General features: G+C 51.5%; 21 protein-coding genes and 1 pseudogene. 16 read left to right on the top strand and 6 right to left on the bottom strand.

The annotated features are described in order from the left end of the window. The first annotated feature begins 89 nt into the window (after nucleotides 1-89). The 8 genes from orn to EP25_RS0102375 all read left to right on the top strand — a co-directional run bounded on the left by orn (nucleotide 90) and on the right by EP25_RS0102375 (nucleotide 6137). Nucleotides 90-635, top strand: coding sequence for an oligoribonuclease (gene orn, locus EP25_RS0102410; RefSeq protein WP_031432441.1), 546 nt, complete (start codon nucleotides 90-92; stop codon nucleotides 633-635). 2 nt (nucleotides 636-637) lie between these two features. After that, the gene (gene crcB / locus EP25_RS0102405; RefSeq protein WP_031432440.1) at nucleotides 638-1345 is read left to right on the top strand and encodes a fluoride efflux transporter CrcB; all 708 of its coding nucleotides are present in this window, start codon (nucleotides 638-640) and stop codon (nucleotides 1343-1345) included. After that, on the top strand, nucleotides 1342-1653 hold the full coding sequence (locus EP25_RS0102400; protein ID WP_031432439.1) for a DUF190 domain-containing protein: 312 nt from the start codon (nucleotides 1342-1344) through the stop codon (nucleotides 1651-1653). Before crcB ends, EP25_RS0102400 begins: the two co-directional genes overlap by 4 nt. 141 nt (nucleotides 1654-1794) lie before the next feature. Further along, nucleotides 1795-3072 (top strand): serine--tRNA ligase, encoded by a 1278-nt coding sequence (gene serS / locus EP25_RS0102395; protein WP_031432438.1) that lies wholly within the window; start codon nucleotides 1795-1797, stop codon nucleotides 3070-3072. Between the two features lie 429 nt (nucleotides 3073-3501). Next, nucleotides 3502-4341, top strand: coding sequence for a RibD family protein (locus tag EP25_RS0102390; protein ID WP_031432437.1), 840 nt, complete (start codon nucleotides 3502-3504; stop codon nucleotides 4339-4341). Between the two features lie 22 nt (nucleotides 4342-4363). Continuing rightward, the gene (locus EP25_RS0102385; RefSeq protein ID WP_031432436.1) at nucleotides 4364-5071 is read left to right on the top strand and encodes an MBL fold metallo-hydrolase; all 708 of its coding nucleotides are present in this window, start codon (nucleotides 4364-4366) and stop codon (nucleotides 5069-5071) included. A 67-nt stretch (nucleotides 5072-5138) separates the two neighbouring features. Further along, nucleotides 5139-5516, top strand: a complete 378-nt coding sequence (locus EP25_RS0102380; RefSeq protein ID WP_031432435.1) for a thiol-disulfide oxidoreductase DCC family protein — start codon at nucleotides 5139-5141, stop codon at nucleotides 5514-5516. A gap of 177 nt (nucleotides 5517-5693) precedes the next feature. Further along, nucleotides 5694-6137, top strand: coding sequence for a ferritin-like domain-containing protein (locus EP25_RS0102375; RefSeq protein WP_031432434.1), 444 nt, complete (start codon nucleotides 5694-5696; stop codon nucleotides 6135-6137). Nucleotides 6138-6148: 11 nt separating this feature from the next. On the opposite strand, the gene EP25_RS0102370 is transcribed toward EP25_RS0102375, so the two are convergent. Beyond that, nucleotides 6149-6631 carry a DUF697 domain-containing protein gene (locus tag EP25_RS0102370; RefSeq protein WP_031432433.1) on the bottom strand — a complete coding sequence of 161 codons (483 nt, stop codon included), beginning with the start codon at nucleotides 6629-6631 and terminating at the stop codon, nucleotides 6149-6151. 120 nt (nucleotides 6632-6751) lie between these two features. Here EP25_RS0102370 and EP25_RS0102365 point away from each other — a divergent pair, with 120 nt between their 5' ends. The 5 genes from EP25_RS0102365 (at nucleotide 6752) to ppsA (ending at nucleotide 14375) form a co-directional block, all read left to right on the top strand. Next, nucleotides 6752-6961, top strand: a complete 210-nt coding sequence (locus tag EP25_RS0102365; RefSeq protein ID WP_031432432.1) for a DUF6494 family protein — start codon at nucleotides 6752-6754, stop codon at nucleotides 6959-6961. A gap of 14 nt (nucleotides 6962-6975) precedes the next feature. Further along, nucleotides 6976-8190 (top strand): APC family permease, encoded by a 1215-nt coding sequence (locus tag EP25_RS0102360; RefSeq protein WP_031432431.1) that lies wholly within the window; start codon nucleotides 6976-6978, stop codon nucleotides 8188-8190. A gap of 212 nt (nucleotides 8191-8402) precedes the next feature. Further along, nucleotides 8403-11102, top strand: a complete 2700-nt coding sequence (locus EP25_RS0102355) for a cation-transporting P-type ATPase (protein WP_031432430.1) — start codon at nucleotides 8403-8405, stop codon at nucleotides 11100-11102. Nucleotides 11103-11311: 209 nt separating this feature from the next. Continuing rightward, a complete protein-coding gene (locus tag EP25_RS0102350; RefSeq protein WP_031432429.1) occupies nucleotides 11312-11818 on the top strand; it encodes a hypothetical protein in 507 nt (168 codons plus the stop codon). Between the two features lie 151 nt (nucleotides 11819-11969). Next, nucleotides 11970-14375, top strand: coding sequence for a phosphoenolpyruvate synthase (gene ppsA / locus EP25_RS0102345; RefSeq protein WP_031432428.1), 2406 nt, complete (start codon nucleotides 11970-11972; stop codon nucleotides 14373-14375). A 157-nt stretch (nucleotides 14376-14532) separates the two neighbouring features. Here the strand turns inward: ppsA and creA are convergent, their stop codons facing one another. Both creA and EP25_RS0102335 read right to left on the bottom strand, forming a co-directional pair. Then, nucleotides 14533-15006 (bottom strand): protein CreA, encoded by a 474-nt coding sequence (gene creA, locus EP25_RS0102340; protein WP_152555576.1) that lies wholly within the window; start codon nucleotides 15004-15006, stop codon nucleotides 14533-14535. Nucleotides 15007-15058: 52 nt separating this feature from the next. Then, nucleotides 15059-16312 (bottom strand): TIGR02270 family protein, encoded by a 1254-nt coding sequence (locus EP25_RS0102335; RefSeq protein ID WP_031432426.1) that lies wholly within the window; start codon nucleotides 16310-16312, stop codon nucleotides 15059-15061. A gap of 358 nt (nucleotides 16313-16670) precedes the next feature. Here EP25_RS0102335 and EP25_RS0102325 point away from each other — a divergent pair, with 358 nt between their 5' ends. From EP25_RS0102325 to EP25_RS0102310, 3 genes and pseudogenes are all read left to right on the top strand, one after another. Then, nucleotides 16671-17180 carry a peptidoglycan recognition protein family protein gene (locus EP25_RS0102325; RefSeq protein ID WP_031432425.1) on the top strand — a complete coding sequence of 170 codons (510 nt, stop codon included), beginning with the start codon at nucleotides 16671-16673 and terminating at the stop codon, nucleotides 17178-17180. A gap of 63 nt (nucleotides 17181-17243) precedes the next feature. Further along, nucleotides 17244-17675: pseudogene (gene tnpA / locus EP25_RS21640) on the top strand (IS200/IS605 family transposase). Between the two features lie 112 nt (nucleotides 17676-17787). Next, a complete protein-coding gene (locus tag EP25_RS0102310) occupies nucleotides 17788-18084 on the top strand; it encodes a hypothetical protein (RefSeq protein ID WP_031432423.1) in 297 nt (98 codons plus the stop codon). On the opposite strand, the gene EP25_RS0102305 is transcribed toward EP25_RS0102310, so the two are convergent. From EP25_RS0102305 to EP25_RS0102295, 3 genes are all read right to left on the bottom strand, one after another. Continuing rightward, the gene (locus EP25_RS0102305) at nucleotides 18081-19595 is read right to left on the bottom strand and encodes a type VI secretion system contractile sheath domain-containing protein (RefSeq protein ID WP_031432422.1); all 1515 of its coding nucleotides are present in this window, start codon (nucleotides 19593-19595) and stop codon (nucleotides 18081-18083) included. The two genes, EP25_RS0102310 and EP25_RS0102305, sit on opposite strands and share 4 nt — an antisense overlap. Before the next feature lie 298 nt (nucleotides 19596-19893). Further along, complete coding sequence (locus EP25_RS0102300; protein ID WP_031432421.1) at nucleotides 19894-20427, bottom strand: REP-associated tyrosine transposase; 534 nt, start codon at nucleotides 20425-20427, stop codon at nucleotides 19894-19896. A 605-nt stretch (nucleotides 20428-21032) separates the two neighbouring features. Continuing rightward, entirely contained in the window at nucleotides 21033-21908 is an 876-nt protein-coding gene (locus EP25_RS0102295) for a beta propeller repeat protein (protein WP_031432420.1), read from the bottom strand. Nucleotides 21909-21934 lie beyond the last annotated feature (26 nt).

The following is a 21934-nucleotide window of genomic DNA, read 5'->3' as shown; positions in this document are numbered from 1 at the left end:
GTAGCAACATCAAAATCTAAGAATTAGCTATACAGATTAGCCAATGCTACAATTTACCGCAACCAAATTAACAACGACGGAAACGCTGAATGGCCCAGGACCCTAACAATCTTATCTGGATAGACTTGGAAATGACCGGCTTGGATCCCGATAACGACCTGATCATCGAAATCGCGACAATCGTCACTGACAAGGATCTCAATGTCTTGGCGGAAGGCCCGGTCATGGCCATTCATCAATCGGATGAAACCCTGGCGGCGATGGACGACTGGAACCAAACGCATCACGGCCAATCCGGACTGGTCGACCGGGTCAAGGCGTCCCCTATCGACGAAGCGGAGGCCGAGCGGCTCACCATCAATTTCCTGAAACAATGGGTGCCGGAAAAAACGTCGCCGATGTGCGGCAACAGCATTTGTCAGGATCGGCGCTTTTTATACCGCTACATGCCCAAGCTGGAAAACTATTTCCATTACCGCAATCTGGACGTTTCCACGCTGAAGGAGCTGGCCGCGCGCTGGGCGCCCGCATTGCAACAAGGCTTCAATAAACAATCGACCCATGTCGCCCTGCAGGATATCATCGAGTCCATCGAAGAGCTTAAATATTACCGGGAACATTTCATCAAAACCTGAACATGAATCAGTTATTCGCGGTCGCTTTCGGCGGCGCCATCGGCGCGGCATTAAGGTTTTTGGTTTCCAACGGGGTTTACCAGTGGCTTGGGCGAGGTTTTCCCTATGGCACGCTGACGGTAAATATCATCGGTTCATTCTTGATCGGCCTGATGACGGAGTCTCTGATATTGCAGCGCATCGCCATTTCCCTGGAATACCGTGCGGCAATTTTAGTCGGCGTTTTTGGCGCTTTCACAACGTTCTCTACCTTCTCTTTGGAAACTCTCTATCTAATCGAACAAGGAAACCTGTTGAAAGCCACGTTGAATATTGTGGCCAGCGTTTTTGCCTGTGTTTTTGCCGTGTGGATCGGATTGTTACTAGGCCGCACGCTGTTCATGTACTCGGGTGGAGTGGTCCGTTGGATGGGCTGGGTTTTCCCATACGCGCTGGTTTTGGTCAACGCCATAGGCGCGTTTATCATCGGCATCGTCAGCACGATATTAATGCATAAAATCGATATTTCTTTGGAATACCGCGCCGCCTTGGTTACGGTTATGGTCGGCATTTTCATTACTTTGTCCAGCCTCTATTTGATTCTTTATCTGATCGAAAGCGGACATTCGTTTGAATCGCATTTAAGCGCCATGCTGGGCATCTTCATGAGTAACGTCATGGTGTGCGGGCTTGCGCTATGGTTGGGTCTACTGGCGGGGAAACAAATATGAATCAAGAAATCACGATAGCCCGCGTCTACACACTGGAAGGGCATGACCATTTGAACCAGGTGCTCGATATTTTGCGCGACGAGGAAAATATTCTCGGCGCAACCGTCACCAGAGGCATCGCCGGCTTTGGCGTCTCCAAAGAGATTCATACATCGACACTGCTGAACTTGTCATTAGAATTACCGCTCATCGTCGAATTTTACGACGAGACGGACAAAGTGATGAAAGCGATCGAAAAACTGAAAAACCGGCTCGAACTAAAGCATATCATCAGCTGGCCCGCCCAGGCGCACATCGAACAATCGTGACGTGATTGTCATATTTTTCGGCGCGCCTCAAATACAGCGAAGTCACACGGCTAATGCTCCGCCGAGTTCAATCAATTTAATTTGGCCAGCAGCCAAACAAAGTCAATTATCCATCAATTATTAATCAGGTAACCATAAAACATGTTAGATCCCCGCTTATTCAGAACTGATATCGATTTAGTCAAACAACAGCTGGCCAGACGCGCCTTTGACTTTGATTCAGCGGCCTACGAAGAGCTGGAGTCGAGACGCAAAGAAATCCAGGTCAAAACCCAGGAACTGCAGAACGAACGCAACACCCGTTCCAAATCCATCGGCCAGGCCAAGGCCCGTGGCGAAGATATCCAGCCGTTGCTGGATCAGGTGCAACATCTGGGCGACGAACTGAAAGCCGCCGAAAGCGAGCTGGCCGAAATCCAAGGCAAGATGACGGCTATTCTGGAAGGCATTCCCAATATCTTGGACGAAAGCGTGCCGAACGGCAAAAGCGACGAAGACAATATCGAAATCAGCCGCTGGGGCGAATTACCGCAGTTCGGCTTCGAGCCGAAAGACCATGTCGAACTGGGCGAGGGACTGCAAGGCATGGATTTCGAGCTGGGCGCGAAAATCGCCAGCGCCCGTTTCGTCGTCTTGAAAGGGGCGTTGGCCAGCTTGCAACGCGCGATCATTCAATTGATGCTGGACACCCATATCAACGAACACGGTTACCAGGAAACCTATGTGCCGTTTCTGGCCAATGCCCACAGCCTGCGCGGCACCGGACAATTGCCGAAATTCGAGGAAGACCTGTTCAAGGTCGACAACGATCCGGCGTTTTACCTGATTCCGACCGCCGAAGTGCCGGTCACCAATATCGTTCGCGACGTGATCGTCGACGCCAAGGACATGCCATTGAAATTCGTTTGCCACACCCCTTGCTTCCGCAGCGAAGCCGGCGCTTACGGCAGCGACGTGCGCGGCATGATCCGGCAGCACCAATTCGAGAAAGTCGAACTGGTGCAAATCGTCAAGCCGGAGGAATCTGTGCAGGCGCACGAGGAACTGACCGCCCACGCCGAGAACATCCTGAAAAAGCTGAAATTGCCTTACCGCAAGGTCGTGCTGTGCGCCGGCGACACCGGCTTCTCCTCGGCCAAGACTTACGACCTGGAAGTCTGGCTGCCGGGTCAAAACAAATACCGCGAGATTTCCTCGTGCAGCAATTTCCGCGACTTCCAGGCGCGCCGGATGCAGGCCCGCTGGCGCAACCCGGAAACCGGCAAACCGGAACTGGTGCATACCCTGAACGGCTCCGGCCTGGCCGCCGGCCGCACGCTGATCGCCGTATTGGAAAACTACCAAAACGAAGACGGCAGCATCACCGTTCCGGAAGCGTTAAGACCTTATCTGGGCGGACGGGAAGTCATCGGCCGTTAATTACTAAAGCGCGGCGTGTCCAACCTATCCCTTGGACATGCCTGCGTCATTGTCACTCTTGTCCTTTTTGCCTGGGTTCTGATGCTTTTTTACGCATCAATTTGTCCAACGACATTCTTTAACCCGCAACGAAGATATCGATGGATTAATCCACTGCTGGAACGTCGCAATGGCGATTTTTGATCACTGCCACTTCCCTGGAATATTTCATGACCTTTTCTTCAATAGGCCTTGCGTATCAACCCCTAACGTTTGGTCCAGCGCAAACCGCTAAATAAGGCAATAAAATGACTGTGCAAAACGGTTACCTTGATTTTCGATTTATCAAGTAGTATTGGTCATTACGACAGGGAAAATTGTCTGCGGCATAATTTCGGGGTAATCTGACCACTGGGTGAAACTTTCACTGAAACAATCGAGGTCTTGGTCATGACGAAAACGCTTCTGCGGCTTTATCCCGACTATAGCGAAAGCGTCTCCCTGCGCGGCCTTTATCTCGCCTTGCACCTCAATAATCTCGGCAGCCCGGCCGAACCTTTCGTCTATGCCAATTTTCTTTCTAGCCTGGATGGGCGTATCGCCCTGGAAGACGCGGCAAGGAATGCGCCGCCCTTTATTCCCGAACACATCACCTCTCCTTCGGACTTGCGCTTGTTCATGGAGTTGCATGCCCAGGCCGATTGCTTGATTACGCACGGCGGTTATATGCGCGCCCTCGGTGAAAAACGTTTGGGCAATATACTTCAAGTCGGCAATGCCGAATTCGCGAATTGGCGGCTTGAAAACGGTTTGCCGCCGCAACCGGCGGTCGTCATCGCCAGTGCCAGCCTGAATTTTCCGATGCATCCCAGTCTTGCCGAAAATCGCCAGCCAATCTATATCGCCACCGGCCGGAATGCCGATAGGGACCTTATTCGCCACTGGCAAAATCAGGGCTACCGCCTGTTGATAACGGGCGAAGACCGCATGGTCCAGGGAGGAGCATTAATCGAACAATTGCGGGAACTGGGGTACCGCAGCATTTATTTGATTGCCGGCCCCAGGATGTTGGACACCGTGGTCAGGGAGAGGCAATTGGACCGTTTTTATTTAACCGTCACCCATCAGTTGATCGGAGGGCTGGATTTTCGCACCCTGCTAACGGGGCCACCTTTGTTGGATACCGGCGATATGAAGCTGTCCTCGCTTTACTATCAGCGAGATGTTCCCAGTGGTTCCGGGCAATTTTTTATGCAGTTCGATCTGGATAAAGAGCGCCGGCAACAATAACAACTTCATCGGGGGTACGGGTATGCAACAATGGGTCTGTAAAACCTGCGGCTATAACATGATCGGCGAAGCGCCGGAATTCTGTCCATTTTGCGGTGCGCGACACGACCAGTTCGTCAGTTGGGAGGAAGCGGAACGAATTTACCGCGTGACCGCTCACCGGGTCACCGACGACGTGACGCAATTGCTTTCCGAACCGAAACTAGGTTTGGAACATGCCGCCTATCGTGTCGACCTGGAACAGAGTGCGGTATGGATCGATTGCCCTTCTGCCTATAATCGCACGCTGGAACCGGTGCAGGCCATCCTGTTTACCCACCCGCATTTTCTCGGGGCCTCCAACCAATATCGCGCATTGTGGCATGCTAAGGTGTATCTGCATGCCCTGGATGCCGAAAACCCACTCGCAACCTCTTTTCCCATCGATAAACGATTCGAGCATGATTTCGTATTTAACGAGGTCTTGGCCTATCACATCGGCGGCCATACGCCCGGCTTTACGCTGTATATTTACCGGGAAGTGTTGTTCATTTGCGACTATGCCTTTCCGCCTGGACCTGACATGCGTTTGAATCCGTATGGCCCCGAGCTGGAAACCAGACAAGGCGCCGACGCGATCTTCAAAATTGTTCGGCAGAGGCCTTTAAAAACGGTGTGCGGCTACAATTATGTCTGTCCATTTGACGATTGGCTGGCTGATTTTCGGCGTGTCATTGGCAAGTCCGACTGAACGATGCGTGGCAACGGTTGTCTTCAGCTAATAGGGCCATGATCAATTCCACGATACAGGCAATGGCATGAATCAGGCGAATGGCAAAATCTGCGTTTATTACGACGGCGCCTGCCCGCGCTGCGTTCGGGACCGGACAAGCTACGAAAAGCTGGCCGGCATCGCCGGCGGCGACGTGTGCTGGGTCGACATCACCGGCCAGGAACAGAAGCTGCGTCAATTGGGCATCGATCCGGACAAGGCCTTGCAGGAACTGCATGTCAAGGACAAAGATGGACGCGTTGTCTCCGAACTGGATGCCTATATTCTGTTAATGCGCAAGGTTCCGCTGCTGCGCCCGCTGGCTTGGCTGATCGCATTGCCAATGATCCGTCCGCTCTGTTCCAAATTGTATCGCCAGACAGTCGAACGCCGCTTGCGCCGTAGCGGCAGACTAAACAATTAAGGAAGCATCTAAAAAAAACGTTATGCGAATTTGGCCATCCAACATTTTCAGTAACTTACACACATCGAAATAGCCAAATTTTGAATTATTAGAAGCTGCCTTAAGCTATATCCGGCTTTCCTGATGACTCGAGCCAATAGGAAAACCAGCAACCACAACCCTTTCTAGGAGGTAGCCATGACAAGCAATGAAATCGACCAAGATGCCGTCATCACGGTATTGAACAATATCATGGAAACGGAATTGGCCGGAGTGGTCCGTTATACCCATTACGCGTTAATGGTATTCGGTTACAGCCGGATTCCGATCGTCTCGTGGATGCGGGGCCAGGCGACCGAATCGCTCAATCATGCCAACGAGGCGGGAGAAATGATTACCCATTTAGGCGGGCATCCCTCCCTTGGCATCGGACCGTTGTTGGAAACGCATCGCCACGATATAGGCGATATTCTCAACGAATCGCTGGAACATGAAAAGTTGGCCCTGAATGAATATAAGAAGTTGTTGCAACTGGTCAGCGACCGCGACGTCATGTTGGAGGAATACGCCCGGCGTCTGATTGCACTGGAAGAGGCCCATCTGGGCGAAGTCCGTAAAATGCTGCGTAAGCCGGGCACATAGTTACGGAGCGGTTAACGAAATTGTTTGAGCCCTTGTTCCTTGACTCGAACCCAGGCACCGGATTCGAAATGGCCGAGAAACAGCTTGCCTATGTAATACACCAGGAAACCGGAAACGGCCGGACGCAACAACAAGGACCCCGCGGAATAGAGGCCCGGAGTATAGCCCCGAATATATTTCAACAAATAATGATTGAGCCACTCGGCATGTGCGCCGCCAAGGATGGCGGTGACGGTTATTTTGATTTGGTGGTCCGAGAACGATACGCCGTAAAGCTTGCATAAGTCGCTGAGCAGTTTAACCAACAAAGCGCCGACCGCAACCTGACCGGCCAACGGAACCGGAATGAAGCCCGTTCCTCCGGCTATCACCGTATAATGCTTGATCAGACGTTGAGCCTGCCTGCCCCGCGGCGACAACTTTCGTTCTCGCGGCAAATGCTTGTTCTTGAATAATGGAATTGGTTTTTCATCGCTCTGGCTTTCCCGGACCATCGCTCCTCCTGCATTAAAATGTCACTGAGTTGAAAAAATTGGTAGTGCAGTTAATTGCGGCACGATACTGATTAAAAGCGTATGATTCGATTGAACCGATTACTCAATGTGGAGGTTACCATGAACGAAGACGTATTGAATATGCAGATCAGAAGATTTCTCAAGCAAGTCGGCGTTTCGTCGCAACGGGAAATCGAACACGCCATCATGAAAGCCGTTGAGTCGGGCCGCTTGCAAGGCGACGAAACCTTGGAAGTAAAAATGACGCTCGAATTACCCGATCTCATCGTCAAGCATTGCGTGGAGGGGGAAATCGCCCTCGAGGAATAACGAATAACGTCGTTATGGCGCAGAAAACGACGTTAAAAAGAGCGATCACCCTGCCCTTGCTGGTCTTCTACGGGACAGGAACGATTCTGGGCGCGGGCATTTATGCGCTAATCGGCGAAATCGCCGCGCTCAGCGGGCAATTCGCGCCATTTTCGTTTCTGCTCTCGGCCATGATCGCGGCGTTGGTCGCATTCACTTACGCCGAATTATCCAGCCGCTATCCCAAAAGCGCCGGCGAAGCCGTTTATGTCAGCCAGGCATTCCATTCTCGATCGCTGACCGCGTTGGTCGGCTGGGGTATCGTTTTCACCGGCATCGTTTCTTCCGGGGTCATGGCACGCGGTTTTTTCGGTTATCTCACTGAATTTTTGGTCATTCCCGAAAGCCTGGCCATCACAGGTTTCGTATTGTTTATCAGCGCGATCGCCATCATCGGCATCTCCTTGTCGGTCACGGTGGCGAGTCTGGTGACCCTAATCGAAATCGGCGGCATCGTGTTGGTTTTGTTCGTCAGCCGCAGTTCATTGCCATCGCTTATCGATCAGTGGCCCAACATAGTGCCGCCTCTTTCCTGGCCGGTTTGGCAAAATATCATTTTCGGCGCCTTTCTGGCCTTTTACGCCTTCATCGGCTTCGAGGACATGGTCAACGTCGCCGAGGAAGTCATCGAGCCAGAAAAGACCCTGCCGCCGGCCATTTTACTAGCCCTGCTCATCACGACCTTGTTTTATATTTTGATTGCCCTGGTAGCCGTCTTGACCTTGCCGATTCCGCAATTAGCCGAGCACAAGGCGCCGTTCGCACTGATCCTGAAAACCAACAGCGACATTCCGCCCGCCATCATCAGCCTGATCAGCCTGATTGCGATCTTGAACGGCGCATTGGTGCAAATCGTCATGGGTTCCAGGGTATTGTTCGGCATGGCCGAAAAAGGCGTGGCGCCGAAGCTTTTCGGCAACATCAACCGCGCCACTCGCACACCGGTCATCGCCACGGTGTTTTTCGCCATCATCCTGCTATTAATGGCGCTATGGCTGCCAATCGCAGAACTGGCCAAAATGACCAGTTTTGTCATTCTGACGATCTTCGCCCTGATCAGCCTTAGCCTGTGTCTGATAAAAATGCGGGATACAATTAATCGCGCCAACCATTTCAGTGCCCCCTTCCTCGTTCCCCTGTTCAGCTTCTTGGCCTGCCTGGGATTGTTGGTCCTGCAACTGGCCGGATAAAAAATCTTTGCAATGCCGCCATTTTCCGTCCGCCACCTTGCTGACTTTGCAAATTCACTGCAGACATTCCACATCGTCAAAGGTATCGGGAAAAGACCAATGTCGAAAACAACTCTACATCAGCCGGGCAAATTTGTCCTCAATTTGAAAAAACTTGATTTCCGGGCTGCATGGATATTATGGTCAAATTTTTGATCCGCCCTCGCTACATTATGAAAACACATAATCGAACTCATCAACGCCCATGGCATGCCTTCACAATCGAAAAAGTTTGCCAGGCTCTGGACTGCACGGAACAGGGATTGAACGGCCGCGAGGCCCAACATCGTCTGCAACGATTCGGCCCGAATCAGTTGACCGCGATGACGAGCCGCGGCCCGATCAAACGTTTTTTCAGTCAATTTCACAATCTGCTGATCTATGTATTGCTGCTTGCCGGAGTCATCACGGCGGCGATCGAACACTGGATAGACAGCGGCGTCATTGTCGGTGTGGTCTTGATAAACGCTTTAATCGGTTTTGTGCAGGAAGGCAAGGCCGAAAAGGCGCTCGATGCGATTCGCAACCTGCTTACCCATCAGGCGATGGTGCGGCGGGACGACAAAAACGTTCTCATTCCAGCGGAGGAACTAGTGCCCGGCGATATCGTCACGATAGAAAGCGGCGACAAGGTCCCTGCCGACCTGCGCCTGCTGGCGGTAAAAAACCTGCGGGTCGACGAATCGATGTTGACCGGTGAATCCTTGCCGGTCGAGAAAAACATGAAGGCGATCGATAGCAACGCAGCCTTAGGCGACCGTTTCTGCATGGCCTATTCAGGGACATTCGTCACCTACGGCACGGCGACCGGCATCGTGGTCGCGACCGGCGACAGTACCGAAATCGGCCGTATCAGTTCGATGTTGCGCGCCGTTACGCCGCTGACCACCCCGTTGCTAAGGCAGATAACTCGCTTCAGCCGTTGGCTGACCGTCGCCATCATCACGCTGGCCGCGACCACCTTTGCCTATGGCTGGTATGTTCAACACTCCTCGCTGACCGATTTATTCATGTCCGCGGTAGGACTAGCCGTAGCCGCCATTCCGGAAGGACTCCCGGCAATCATGACAATCACGCTGGCTATCGGCGTACAGCGCATGGCCAAGCGCAACGCCATTATCCGCCGCCTGCCCGCAGTCGAGACGCTGGGCTCGGTTACGGTAATTTGTTCGGATAAAACCGGCACGTTGACCTGCAACGAAATGACTGTCGGATCGGTGTTCGCGAACGGCAAACGATATGGCGTCGAAGGCGTGGGCTACGATCCTCACGGCTGCTTCGAGCTGGAAAATCAATCGATCACGCTGGACGACCATCCTCAATTGATCGAGTTGATAAGGGCGGGCGCGTTGTGCAATAACGCCGGACTGGAGCAAAAAAACGGCAATTGGCTTGTTCACGGCGACCCCACCGAAGGCGCTCTCTTGACGCTGGCCCGTAAAGCGATGCTGGACCCGGATCTACTTAAGCAGGAAATGCCGCGGATCGACATCATTCCGTTCGAATCGGAACACCGCTACATGGCCAGCCTGCATCACGACCATAGCGGGCATGCTTTTATCTTCGTCAAAGGGGCTCCGGAACGCGTGTTGGCCATGTGCACTTTGCAACGCGACAATGGCGAAGACCAGCCGATCAGCGTACAACAATGGCACGAAGCCATGCATACCATGGCCGATAGCGGTCAACGGCTATTGGCGGTCGCCTTCAAGGCGGAGAATACCGGAATGAGTCAACTCAAATACGAAGATATCGAAACCGGGCTGACGTTACTCGGAGTTGTCGGCATGATCGATCCGCCGCGGAAAGAGGCGATCGAAGCCGTGCATGAATGCCAAAACGCCGGTATTCGCGTCAAGATGATCACCGGCGACCACGCCGTCACCGCAGCCGCCATCGCCGCTCAAATCAATATCGGCGGCCGCTCGGTGTTGACGGGAAAAGACATCGACAACATGAGCGATGCCGAACTCGCAGGCGCCGTCCGAAATAGCGACGTCTTTGCCAGAACCAGTCCGGAGAACAAGCTGCGCCTGGTAACCGCGCTACAGGCAGACGGGCAAACCGTTGCCATGACCGGTGACGGGGTTAATGACGCTCCTGCCCTGAAACGCGCCGATGTCGGCGTGGCGATGGGAAAGAAAGGGACCGAAGTCGCCAAGGAATCGAGTGAAATGGTGCTCGCGGACGACAATTTCGTTTCCATAGCGCATGCGGTGGAGGAAGGACGCGGAATTTACGACAACCTGAAAAAGTCGATCATTTTCATCCTGCCCACCAACGGCGGCGAGGCCTTGACGATCGTAGCGGCAATAAGCACGGGAAAGATCTTGCCGATCACGCCGGTACAAATATTGTGGGTCAATATGATAACAGCCGTGACCCTGGCGCTGACGCTGGCATTCGAACCCCCGGAGCGCAACATCATGCAACGCAAGCCCAGAGAACCGGGCGAGCCTTTACTTTCTAAATTTTTGATTTGGCGAATTTTATTCGTATCGCTGATTATCGTGAGCGGTACGTTCGGTCTTTTTTTGTGGGAACGGTCGTTGGGAACCTCGATCGAAGAAGCGCGCACGGTCGCCGTAAATACCTTGGTGTGTTTTGAAATGTTTTATGTATTCAACAGCCGGTATTTACACAACTCCGTATTGAGTCCTGAGGGTTTATTCGGCAACCGGCTGTTATGGGGGGCGGTCATTCTGCTCGGACTGTTTCAACTGGCATTTACCTATTGGCAGCCGATGCAAGTGTTATTCGGAACGGTCGCGATAGATTTGCATACCTGGAAAATGATCATCAGCGTTTCGGCCTCGGTTTTTATTCTTGTCGAACTGGAGAAGTCGATTATTCGGCTGTTTCGACCGAAATGACTTTTATGCATTTTAGTCGATAACCCGCTAGCGAATGGCGGCTGCACGAGCCATCAATTGATTGTTAAGGTATTTCCCGCCAGCTTGGTTTTCGCTAGGAAATAACCGTTTTTCTATTACACCAACATCGGTGCAGTGACCGACAATTCACCGCCCATTCAGCATGACTGACGTATCTTGTTATTCAACAATACAGGAGGGTAGTCATCATGAACAGATTATTCAAACCCATCTTCGCGGTCTTGCTATTGCTACTGGGAGGCTGCGCGCATCATGCCGGTTATTATTCCGGATATTACGGCGGTGGATATGGTGGAGGAGTCAGCGGTTATTCGACTTACCGTTCCTATCCGGTTTATTACAACAACCCCGGCCATGTCCACAAAACCATCGTCAAACGGCATTATTATCCGAGCACATCCAATCGTAAAGAATACCGTGACCGGAAAGACTGGAATCATCGCCATTTCGACTCTCGTCGCGACAATACTGCGCGGAGGCGCTCCGGCGACAGGAACGACTTCAAAGACCGCCATGACCAACGCCGGCATTATGCCAACCGGACTACGGCAACGAGACGTTCTTCGGATCGGCGCTCTTATGATCGACACGTTACCAACCGAAATTTCTCTAGAAATAACGAAGGCAACAGTAATAGACGAAATTACCGGGAAGGCAATCGAACGTATGGGGAACGTTTCAACCGCAACAGATAGCCAAAAAGCATGAAGTTTTTCATGCGTTGACCCGACGAGTGAACTAAGATACTCATTTAAAAGACCAATAAATATTGGTTTATGAATGTTTCCTGTCTCGATTCGGGAATCATCAGCTTTCCAAGCAGTAATCAACTGGAGGTCAGCTCGTATGGCATATCAATATATCCGTTTTTTCAACGAAATCGGCATCGATGACATTCCCCTGGTAGGCGGCAAAAATGCTTCGTTGGGAGAAATGTACCAAAAGCTGATACCGCAAGGCGTTAAGGTACCGAACGGTTTCGCCATTACCGCGGAAGCCTACCGCTACATGCTGGAAAGTACCGACAGCCTAGAACCGCTACGCGAAACGTTGGACGCACTCCAAGCCGATAATGTGGACAGTCTGGCCCGCTGCGGCCGGAAAGCCCGCGATATCGTCTATTCCGCCGGCCTACCCACTGACCTCGAGGATGAAATTTGCCGGGCTTACCAGCAATTACAGCAACAATACGGCGACGAACTGAGCCTGGCCGTGCGCAGCTCCGCCACGGCGGAAGACCTCCCGACCGCCAGTTTTGCCGGGCAACAGGATACCTATTTGAACGTTAACGGCTCGGCGGAACTGCTGGAAGCTTGCCGCCGCTGTTTCGCCAGTTTGTTTACCGATCGTGCGATCCATTACCGCATCGACCAGGGGTTCGATCATTTCAGCGTGGCATTGTCGATCGGCGTCATGAAGATGGTCCGCTCCGATCTTGCCAGCAGCGGCGTGATGTTTTCGCTGGACACCGAATCGGGCTTTCGCGACGTCGTTTTCATCACCGGCGCTTACGGCCTGGGCGAGAACGTGGTGCAAGGCAACGTCGATCCGGACGAATTTTATGTGCACAAACCGACTTATCTGAAGGGACACCGTTGCGTGCTGCGTCGGCTACTGGGCGCGAAAAAGATCAAGATGGTCTATAACGAGGGCAACACCCGCGAAGCGACCAAAAATATCGTGACCTCCGCCAGCGAGCGCGAGCGATTTTGCTTGCAGGATGAAGACGTGTTGAAACTGGCCGACTACGCCATCAAGATCGAGCAGCTTTACAGCCAGGCGGCCGGCAAGGAGCGGCCGATGGACATGGAGTGGGCCAAGGACGGTCTGGACGGCGAACTCTATATCGTCCAGGCTAGGCCGGAAACGGTTGCTTCGCAAAAACAAGGCATGATGTTGGAGGACTTTCAGTTGCAGGGCAGCGGCGAAGTCATGGCCAGAGGACATGCGGTCGGCGGTAAAATCGCCAAGGGCAAGGCGCATGTCATCACCAGCACCAAACACCTGGCCGAATTCCGCGCCGGCGAGGTGTTGGTGGCCGACACAACCTCGCCGGATTGGGAGCCGATCATGAAGATCGCCGCGGCCATCGTCACCAATCGCGGCGGGCGCACCTGCCATGCCGCCATCATCGCCCGCGAATTGGGCATTCCGGCGGTGATCGGTTGCGACGACGCGACGGAAACGATCAAGTCGGGAGAACAGGTCACCGTCTCCTGCGCCGAAGGCGATACCGGCAAGGTCTATTCCGGCGACATTCCGTTCCGCATCGAACAAACCGACTTGGCCGATTTCAAGCGGCCTAAGACCAAAATCATGCTCAACCTGGGCAATCCCGACCTGGCCTTCAAAAGCAGCTTTCTGCCCAATGACGGTGTCGGACTGGCGCGGATGGAATTCATCATCAACGAATACATTAAGGTGCATCCGATGGCCTTGCTCTATCCCGACAAGGTCGAAAATAACGCCGAGAAACTCGAGATCAAGCGTCTTCTGTTAGGTTATAAAAAACCGGCCGATTATTTCGTCCAACGCCTGTCGGAAGGGGTCGGCACGATCGCCGCGGCGTTTTATCCGAAGCCCGTGGTCGTGCGTCTGTCCGATTTTAAAAGCAACGAGTACGCGTCGCTGCTGGGCGGTGCCAGCTTCGAAATGAATGAAGAAAACCCGATGATAGGGTTTCGCGGTGCCTCCCGCTACACCCATCCGGCCTATCAGGAAGGCTTCGCGCTGGAATGCCTGGCGATGAAACGGGTGCGAGACGAGATGGGCTTGACCAATGTCATCCTGATGATCCCGTTTTGCCGTAGGGTCGAGGAAGGCAAGCGGGTATTGGAAAAGATGGCCGAATACGGCCTGAAACAGGGCGAGAACGACTTGAAAATCTACGTCATGTGCGAAATTCCGAATAACGTCATCCTGATCGATGCCTTTGCCGAATTGTTCGACGGTTTCTCCATCGGCTCCAACGACCTGACGCAATTGACCTTGGGCGTGGATCGGGATTCGGAAATCGTCGCCTTCGATTTCGACGAGCGCGACGAAGGCGTGAAGACCTTCATTCGGATGGCCGTGGAAGGGGCGAAGCGCAACGGACGTTATTCCGGTATCTGCGGCCAGGCGCCGTCCGATTACCCGGAAATGGCCGAATACTTGATTAAACTGGGCATCGAGTCGATGAGCCTGAATCCCGACACCGTGATTAAAACGACGCTGCGGGTCTTGGAGGTCGAAAAAGACCTAGAAACGTGATGCTTCCATGCCAACTTTAGGAGCGCCGTTCCCGGTGCGAATTGGGTGTTTATCAACTTTTCGCCGCAAATCGCGCTCCTAAAATAAGTCAGATCGAGCTTGTGCCAAATACAAAGCTCTACCTACCTAACTTGCAAAAAGTGGTGCAAAGCAAATCTTATCGCCAAGGCACTATCGGCACCGCAGCGATGCTGTTTTTCGGCGACCCTTCGATAACCCGATCGCTGTAGACCAGATAAACCAGGGTATTGCGTTTTCGGTCGTAAAAACGCACCACCTGCATTGATTTAAACACCAACGAAGTTCTTTTCTGGAAGACGTTCTTCCCTTCCCGCTCGCCGTCTTTTATCTTCGGGTCCAGATTGATCGGGCCGGTCTGATGACAAGAGATCGAGGCATCCGAGGTATCCTCGGCCACGCCGACCGCTCCGGAAAGTCCGCCGGTTTTCGCCCGGCTCAAATAACAGGTCACGCCCGGCACGCCGGGATCATCGAAGGCCTCGACCACGATTTTGTCGTCGGGACCGATCAATTTGAATTTGGTATCGACATGGCCGATTTCTTCAGCAATAGCCAATCTGCCGATCAGGAAAATCGCTGTCGCCGCAATAATTTTATTCACTTTAATCATCCAATCCTCTTCCCCATTTATAGGACAATACGCGTTAAAACTTCCGGTATATCTACTGTTTCGAGCCTAACAACGCTTGTTGTCTCTTGCCGGGCGCGCGAGTTTCGAAAACTTTTTGCCGAGGTTGTCGTAATGCCAATATCATGGCCGCTAATTGACGCAGCCTCTGCGTACCACTAAACAAAACCGTCTGACATTGCTGCTCGGAGTTTACCTGGCCGTAAATATAACGATACTCGGGATTGAAGCGATGGGAATTGTCTTGCCACCACTGTAAAACCAAATTGGCATCGGGACAAGGCAGATCCTCGTCCGGGTCCAGCGCCACCTTTTCATCCTCGGGATTTTCATTGGGACCGGCCGCTGCTTCCTCCGGCAAATCGCACTCCAAATCCTGGTAGGCCAAATCGACGCCGCAGATAAAACTGAACGATTCTCCGGCCACGCGGGCCAATTTAGGCTCTTGCATGTGTTGTATCAACCACGGAACATAGCGCGGATCGCCGCTGAAACCGACTCCCTTGATGGCTTGTCGTAAGGTTTCCTGATTTTCCGCCAAGACCTTCAAGCTGCTTTTTACGGTTTGCCCATCCATAACCGGCAATGCGGCCTGCATCGCTCTGTCGCAAAAACGACTGTTGGATTCTATATCCCGCCGTAGAATCGTTAATGCCGCGCCCCTGTCTCCCAGCAATACCGACGACCAGGCCGCCCAAAAGCTAACAGCCTGATCGGCATGGTCGAGCAAGGCAAGCAATTGCGGTTTCAGGTCGACGCGCCCTATTTCTCCGGCAGTCCTGAGCGCACAACTTTTTAGTGCAAGATCTTCGTCCTCGATCGCCTGTTCGAGAAATTTTCCCGGATCGACCCGATGTATCGCACAAGCGCGAATACCGACTCGACGCCATAACGGCTTGTCCGAAACCAACAATCCATTGACCTTGCCTTGTAAATTCTGCGGGGCAACCCAACCTAATGCCGACACCAATCCAGGCAATGTTTCCGGTACCTTTTCGACCGTCTCATAAACTTGCTTGATCCGTTCGATCGAATTGCCTTCCAAGGCAAGAAAAGCCGCGGTAAATACTTCTCCCGCCTCCTCCGCCTGCAGATTGTCGCTGACGACTTGCCAGCCGTAATCCGCGGCGATGCGCAAGCCGTCCAGATGGGCCTCGACCCGATCATCAAGTTTGGCCAGATCGGCCACATCATAGTGGGGCGCATGAACCGCCGCATTTCTCAGCAGCCAGAGAAAAGCCGCTTCTTCGGCATGTTGATCGATTATATGAGGGATGACAGCAGGCATGTGATTAGACGATAAGTTTATGTCGAGCTTGATTCTGCCCTATTCCAAGGCCAATTGCCAGCATTGAACCGTACCGGTTGCCGTTGACACACCAAAAACGGCAGAGACTCATTATTGTTTCGTATTCTTTATTTTAATGTGTTATGTTTCCATCATCTAATGCATGGGTGAATGGTCATGAATCTGGCAATAATCATTCTGGGGCTTTTTGCGCTATTTTTTGCGCTTCTGTCGGCCGTTAGATTTTTCTTTTACGACCATGAAATAACGCCGGCCATCAAAGCCTGGCTCCGGGTTGCGGTCATTTTTTTCATTGTCTGCATTGCCTTATTGATTGTGTGAAGCGGGAGATAGCGATATGACCGTGATTACCGGCGTCGTCGACAGAACCGAGCACACCCGCCGCATTACCATCAGCAACCAAAGAAGCGCCAGGACTGGCGAGTTGATAAGCATATTCGACGGCCGGCGCACCCGTCCCCTGGCGGCGATAGACAGCATCATGCTGCATCAAACCGGTTTTTTCCAATCCGCCCGCGGCAACAATATCGCCGCCTACGACCACATGATCGCGCACTTTACCGTGTTGCCGAACGGGACGGTTTTGCAACTACGCGACCTCGAGGCCAGATTGAACAGCATCGCCAAGGATTACGGTTTGCATATCGAGTTCGTCGGCTGTTTCAACGACGACTCTTTCGATTGCGCCCGCTATCGCGGTTACCTTGCCGACGAATCGAGCCGCCGGTCAAGACCGAGCCGTTGTATGAATTCCGTGGTTACCCGGTCGCACGGCGATGTTCCGACACTCGAACAAATCCGCGCCGGCAGGCAATTGATCACGACGTTGGTTAATTATCCATCATAAGGTTTAAACCACCGGCTTTAGCCGGTCAGCTTTAGCTGCGATAATTTGCCCAAGGAGGTGGCGATGGACTATAGATACGGCAGCCATACGGTTTACCAAATTGAGTATCATTTTGTTTGGGTTACGAAGTATCGTTATAAAGTGCTGAAGGATGAAATAGCCGAACGAGTGAGAGACTTGGTGCGGCAGACATGCGAAGCCTTTGAGATACGGATTATCAAAGGTGTCGTGAGCAAAGATCATGTGCACATTTTGGTGAGTGCGCCGCCGACTATGGCCCCAAGCGAAATCATGAGGCGAATCAAGGGACGAACTTCGAGCTATCTGTTCGAAGAGTTCCCGCACTTGAAAAAGCGATATTGGGGTCGACATTTTTGAGCCCGCGGTTATTTTTGCGCCACAGTGGGGCAAATGACTGATGAGATGATAAAGCAATATTTGGAGCATCACTTTGAACCTAATCCAAACGATAATTTCAAGATGGAGCCCGACTAAGACGCGTCGTTTAGTCGACGCGTATCCGGACTTTCAGTCCGTTATTGGAACCCACCCGCTTGAGCGGGTGGTTGTTTAGTTTCCCGCGATCGCGGGTCAAATCGACTATATTTTGGCGCACCGTCAACTCAGTACCCTCAGCCGCGGTAATTGTCCCGGGCCGCATATTTGGTATAACGTCGGCCATTGGGCGGAAAACGAACCGACATTGAACCTCAGTTCCGGCCGCAGAAGAGCGGCTGCAATCCCTTCCGCCTGGCAAGATCCTCGTTTCGTGATTCCTTTGCCCTGCGCGGCCTCGGACGCGGGTAGCGAGTATTCGCCGCGGCAACGGTTGACACCGCGGCCGGAAGAAGTCACCGCCTTTGCCTGCCGCAAGCAAACCACGGCTGGCTTATCCGTCGTTTAAGCGCGATTCCAGGCGGCCCGCAGATTCTGCAGCGGCTCCGCAATCGATTGAAATCTGGCCAGTCGAATCCTATTCGAGTTACGGTGACTGATAAACGGCATTATTCCGGCCTCGAGTATTTTTTCCATGGTATGGTCATTGATACAGGCTTCGGCGCAAGGCTTTAACCTGCTTTCATCTCCTTGCGGTTCGATATAGGCCGGCAGATCGGAAATCTCCAGATAATCGCCCAACCGCATGTCCCAACCCTGCTCGCTGAATGTTTGCCCGACCAGAAGGGCACAGTGAAAAGCCGCGTTGCCCCAAAGAAAGGATTCGTGCTCCGTTTTTGAACCCATTTCCTCGAATTGAAAGCTATCGACCGGGTCCGTGTCGGCGCCATAGGGCAAACGCAATAGCACCCGCGGAAATGTCAGGCCGATCCAAGGCGCGATTGTGCTTTGCCGCAGTTTTCGCCACTTTTCATCGACTGTAATCCAGTCGTGATAATCCGATTGTTCGGGCCATGACTGGCAACCGAGCAGATTCGCATCGGCCGCCGCCAGGAACGGGCCGCCGGCATGGGAGGCGATACATCCCATTGCAGCCAATAGAGATAAATCGTCGTCGCTGCTGGTAAAAGCATAATTGCCGATCAGCAACGACCACGGCTCACCTCCGTAACTGTTAACCGTCTGCGTGACCAATTGCTTGAACAAAGCAGTGTCGGCTAAATCCCGGTTCTCTGCCAAAAGATCGCGGCATAATTGATCTTTGCTGATATCCAGCAGATGCAAGGACAAAGTCTCATCCGTTTCCAGACCGGTTACCAGCAGATGTAGTGAACGCCAAGCCGCTTCCAACCTCTGAAAATCCGGATGATGCAGTAATTGCCGCATCAACGCGCCGATCGCATCGTCGACCGCCTTGATATAGATGTCCTGAAACGGAGAAACGTCCTCAACGATATGTTCGGCAATCACCTCTCTAATATATCCCAGAGCGATCTGTTCGCTTCTGGCTTGTATAGTATCGGTCGGAGATTCTCCCAACAAGCGATCGAGCGTTTGTTGGTCGTCTTCGGTTTCGACAGATGTGGCCGAACTTGCAGCTTGTTGTTCAATACGGGAAAGATTGAGAAGTTCCTGCAATTCCGCCGCCCCTTCCTTGACCGTCGCCGGATTGATTAACTTTTGCCGAATTCTGGAAAATTGGGCAAAGATACCGATTTTCCGGAACAGATTATCGGGATGAAAATCCTCCAGATCTTCGAATTCAATGTTGATGTCGGGCAGGTTGTCGTCCAATGACAACTGCAGTTTCGGTTTGAGACTGGCCAGAACTTGATCGAAGTTGTCTATGTCTATTTTTTTGATCGGATAATTATCCGGCTGCTCGCCGGTTGCTTGTTGAGGCTGACCGCCAAAATTCCCTATGACCAGGATACGTATGGGGTTATCGGGTTCCAGTCGTTTTATTGAATGTGTTTTGGGTTTTAAAGTGGCAAGGAAAATTTCCGCATGATTTGTCATAACATTTCTCTATCAATCCCAAAACGGTTTTTGCAATTCTAACGCTAGAAACCGATCCCTTGCCAGATTAATCGATAATGTTCAAAGTATATAAGTAGCCCCCGTCATCCGACAACGCCTATACGCCGGCATTTTCGGGCGGATGGCTGCCAGGGTGGTCCGCCAATCCAAATATCAAACTTCAAACAAGCATATTTAGTAATCTTTTCTTGGCTGCATGGCTGTGTAAGTAGGGGTAAATATGAATATTAGCACCTCTGCTACATCTCTGGCGGAACCCGTCCATGGTTCCGCCTTATTAATCGCCATAATAGTTGGTGCCCTCATCTTCTACATCGCCAACCCAATCGACAGGTAATATTCCAGCACGAACGTAGCGATGGAATGAAGAAAAAGGCCAGTCGACGACTCTTTTAACATGACCATGCTTGACCGGATTCCAGTGCACATAATTGACATGATGTTCATAGTCCGCCTCATCACGAATACAATGCTCCCAGAAACGTCGCTGCCATATACCCCGCTCGCCTTTGGTAACACGGACATTGCTTCGCCGTTCGGTACAAGGAATGGCTTGTACGAAACGAATCTTGATCGATTTCCAGCGATTGGAGAAATCGTCATCGCCAGGCGGTAATGTCCATATGCAATGCATATGATCAGGCAATACCACCCAGGCATCGACATAAAACGGCCGCTCCTCTCGAGTCCTGCGTAAGGCCTCGCGCAGTTCATCAATGTGTCGCACCAGAAGATCCTGCCGCCGGTCAAGCAAATTTACCGTAAAAAAGTAAGTACCTCCCGGCACGCGATAACGTCTATAATTCGGCATATTCGTAAGGCGGATGCCCGCCAGGGTGATCCGCCAATCAAAACATCAACTATTATCCAAACCGCAGCTTTTGTAGCATTTTCTTGGTGCATGATCATGGGGTTTAATGAATATAAACCTTCTCTGCATCACCTACGGCGGAACCCGTCCATGGTTCCGCCTTACGGGTTGTACGAAACGAATCTTGATCGATTTCCAGCGATTGGAGAAATCGTCATCGCCAGGCTGTAATGTCCATACACAGTGCATGTGATCGGGCAACACTACCCAGGCATCGATATGAAACGGCCGCTCCTCTCGGGTCCTTCGCACGGCCTCGCGCAGTTCATCAATGTGTCACACCAAAAGATCCTGCCGCCGCTCAAGCAAATTTACCGTAAAAAAGTAAGTCCCTCCCGGCACGCGATAACGTCTATAATTCGACATATTCGTAAGGCGGATGCCCGCCAGGGTGATCCGCCAATCTAAGCAGCAATTATCGACTAGACCACGTCATTTGTAATATTTCCTTTTGCTGTATAGTCATGAGGTATAGCAAATATAACCTTCTTTGCATAATCTTCGACGGAACCCATCCATGGTTCCGCCTTAAACTAAAAACAATATTACACATTAATTTCCACGATAACCTCTTCCCACTCCAAGCCGTTAAACTTGTGTAATTTTTTTAAAGCTATACTCCATAAGCCATTCTTTAGACCAATTAAGTTTAACGAAGGAATATTAAATTCCGTATAATTTCCATCATGGAAAAGCAATACTCTATCAGAAGCGCTTAAATATAATTCATCGCGCCATATTTCGACACTACTAAAACTAACATTTAAATCTGTACGACTAAAATCGCGCCAAACCAGCTCATTTCCGATAAAAAAAGTTCCATTACGGCCGCAAACTGCTAAATTATCGTTATCAATTTTCTTAATGTCATAAAGATATGCGTTAGTTGGAATACCAATAACTTTAAATGCGTTATCCGTAACAGAAATAGATGCGAGGATTCCATTTTCACCGCATACAAAAAGCAAATCATCGGCGCCGTGGCATATGCTTATCAGGTCAAGATCGTCATCGCCAACATCGCTACAAACATTCTCCCACGCATCATCGGAAAAACTGAAAACACTACCTCCGGTACAAGCTGAATAGATAACGTCCTTATGTACTATAGATCTGAACAAATATTCAATCGGTTTGAATTGTGCCTTTATATCCTGCCAATTGTTTTCAGAGTATTTATAAATATTGCCGTTCTTTCCAATCGCAAACAAACCACCATTTTCCGTAACCGATAATGAGGCTATTTCCTCATCAATAACGCGTAGAAGATTATAAGCTCCGTTATAACTTTCGATAATATAAGTTTTATTTAAATTCGGAACTTCCGATTCTAAATCAGAAAATGCACGAAAAAACAGCCTGTCATCACCCGCATCTACAACACTGCTTATCTGCATATTTATAGAACTGTTTAATTTCATTTATTCATTCCAAATATTTTGATCTC

The organism is Methylomarinum vadi, assembly GCF_000733935.1.
Classification (GTDB): Bacteria; Pseudomonadota; Gammaproteobacteria; order Methylococcales; family Methylomonadaceae; genus Methylomarinum; species Methylomarinum vadi.
The sequence above is the reverse complement of the archived record's forward strand: the minus strand, read 5'-3'. Positions and strand labels throughout refer to the sequence as shown.

Excerpts from the sequence above, each read along its gene's own strand:
- EP25_RS0102385 (WP_031432436.1), top strand. The coding sequence starts at position 4,364 with ATGCAACAATGGGTCTGTAAAACCTGCGGCTATAACATGATCGGCGAA.
- crcB (WP_031432440.1), top strand. The coding sequence starts at position 638 with ATGAATCAGTTATTCGCGGTCGCTTTCGGCGGCGCCATCGGCGCGGCA.
- ppsA (WP_031432428.1), top strand. The coding sequence starts at position 11,970 with ATGGCATATCAATATATCCGTTTTTTCAACGAAATCGGCATCGATGAC.
- EP25_RS0102360 (WP_031432431.1), top strand. The coding sequence starts at position 6,976 with ATGGCGCAGAAAACGACGTTAAAAAGAGCGATCACCCTGCCCTTGCTG.
- EP25_RS0102375 (WP_031432434.1), top strand. The coding sequence starts at position 5,694 with ATGACAAGCAATGAAATCGACCAAGATGCCGTCATCACGGTATTGAAC.
- EP25_RS0102300 (WP_031432421.1), bottom strand. The coding sequence starts at position 20,427 with ATGCCGAATTATAGACGTTATCGCGTGCCGGGAGGTACTTACTTTTTT.
- EP25_RS0102390 (WP_031432437.1), top strand. The coding sequence starts at position 3,502 with ATGACGAAAACGCTTCTGCGGCTTTATCCCGACTATAGCGAAAGCGTC.
- EP25_RS0102380 (WP_031432435.1), top strand. The coding sequence starts at position 5,139 with ATGAATCAGGCGAATGGCAAAATCTGCGTTTATTACGACGGCGCCTGC.
- orn (WP_031432441.1), top strand. The coding sequence starts at position 90 with ATGGCCCAGGACCCTAACAATCTTATCTGGATAGACTTGGAAATGACC.
- creA (WP_152555576.1), bottom strand. The coding sequence starts at position 15,006 with ATGATTAAAGTGAATAAAATTATTGCGGCGACAGCGATTTTCCTGATC.
- EP25_RS0102305 (WP_031432422.1), bottom strand. The coding sequence starts at position 19,595 with ATGACAAATCATGCGGAAATTTTCCTTGCCACTTTAAAACCCAAAACA.
- EP25_RS0102355 (WP_031432430.1), top strand. The coding sequence starts at position 8,403 with ATGAAAACACATAATCGAACTCATCAACGCCCATGGCATGCCTTCACA.
- EP25_RS0102325 (WP_031432425.1), top strand. The coding sequence starts at position 16,671 with ATGACCGTGATTACCGGCGTCGTCGACAGAACCGAGCACACCCGCCGC.
- EP25_RS0102370 (WP_031432433.1), bottom strand. The coding sequence starts at position 6,631 with ATGGTCCGGGAAAGCCAGAGCGATGAAAAACCAATTCCATTATTCAAG.
- serS (WP_031432438.1), top strand. The coding sequence starts at position 1,795 with ATGTTAGATCCCCGCTTATTCAGAACTGATATCGATTTAGTCAAACAA.
- EP25_RS0102295 (WP_031432420.1), bottom strand. The coding sequence starts at position 21,908 with ATGAAATTAAACAGTTCTATAAATATGCAGATAAGCAGTGTTGTAGAT.
- EP25_RS0102365 (WP_031432432.1), top strand. The coding sequence starts at position 6,752 with ATGAACGAAGACGTATTGAATATGCAGATCAGAAGATTTCTCAAGCAA.
- EP25_RS0102335 (WP_031432426.1), bottom strand. The coding sequence starts at position 16,312 with ATGCCTGCTGTCATCCCTCATATAATCGATCAACATGCCGAAGAAGCG.
- EP25_RS0102350 (WP_031432429.1), top strand. The coding sequence starts at position 11,312 with ATGAACAGATTATTCAAACCCATCTTCGCGGTCTTGCTATTGCTACTG.
- EP25_RS0102400 (WP_031432439.1), top strand. The coding sequence starts at position 1,342 with ATGAATCAAGAAATCACGATAGCCCGCGTCTACACACTGGAAGGGCAT.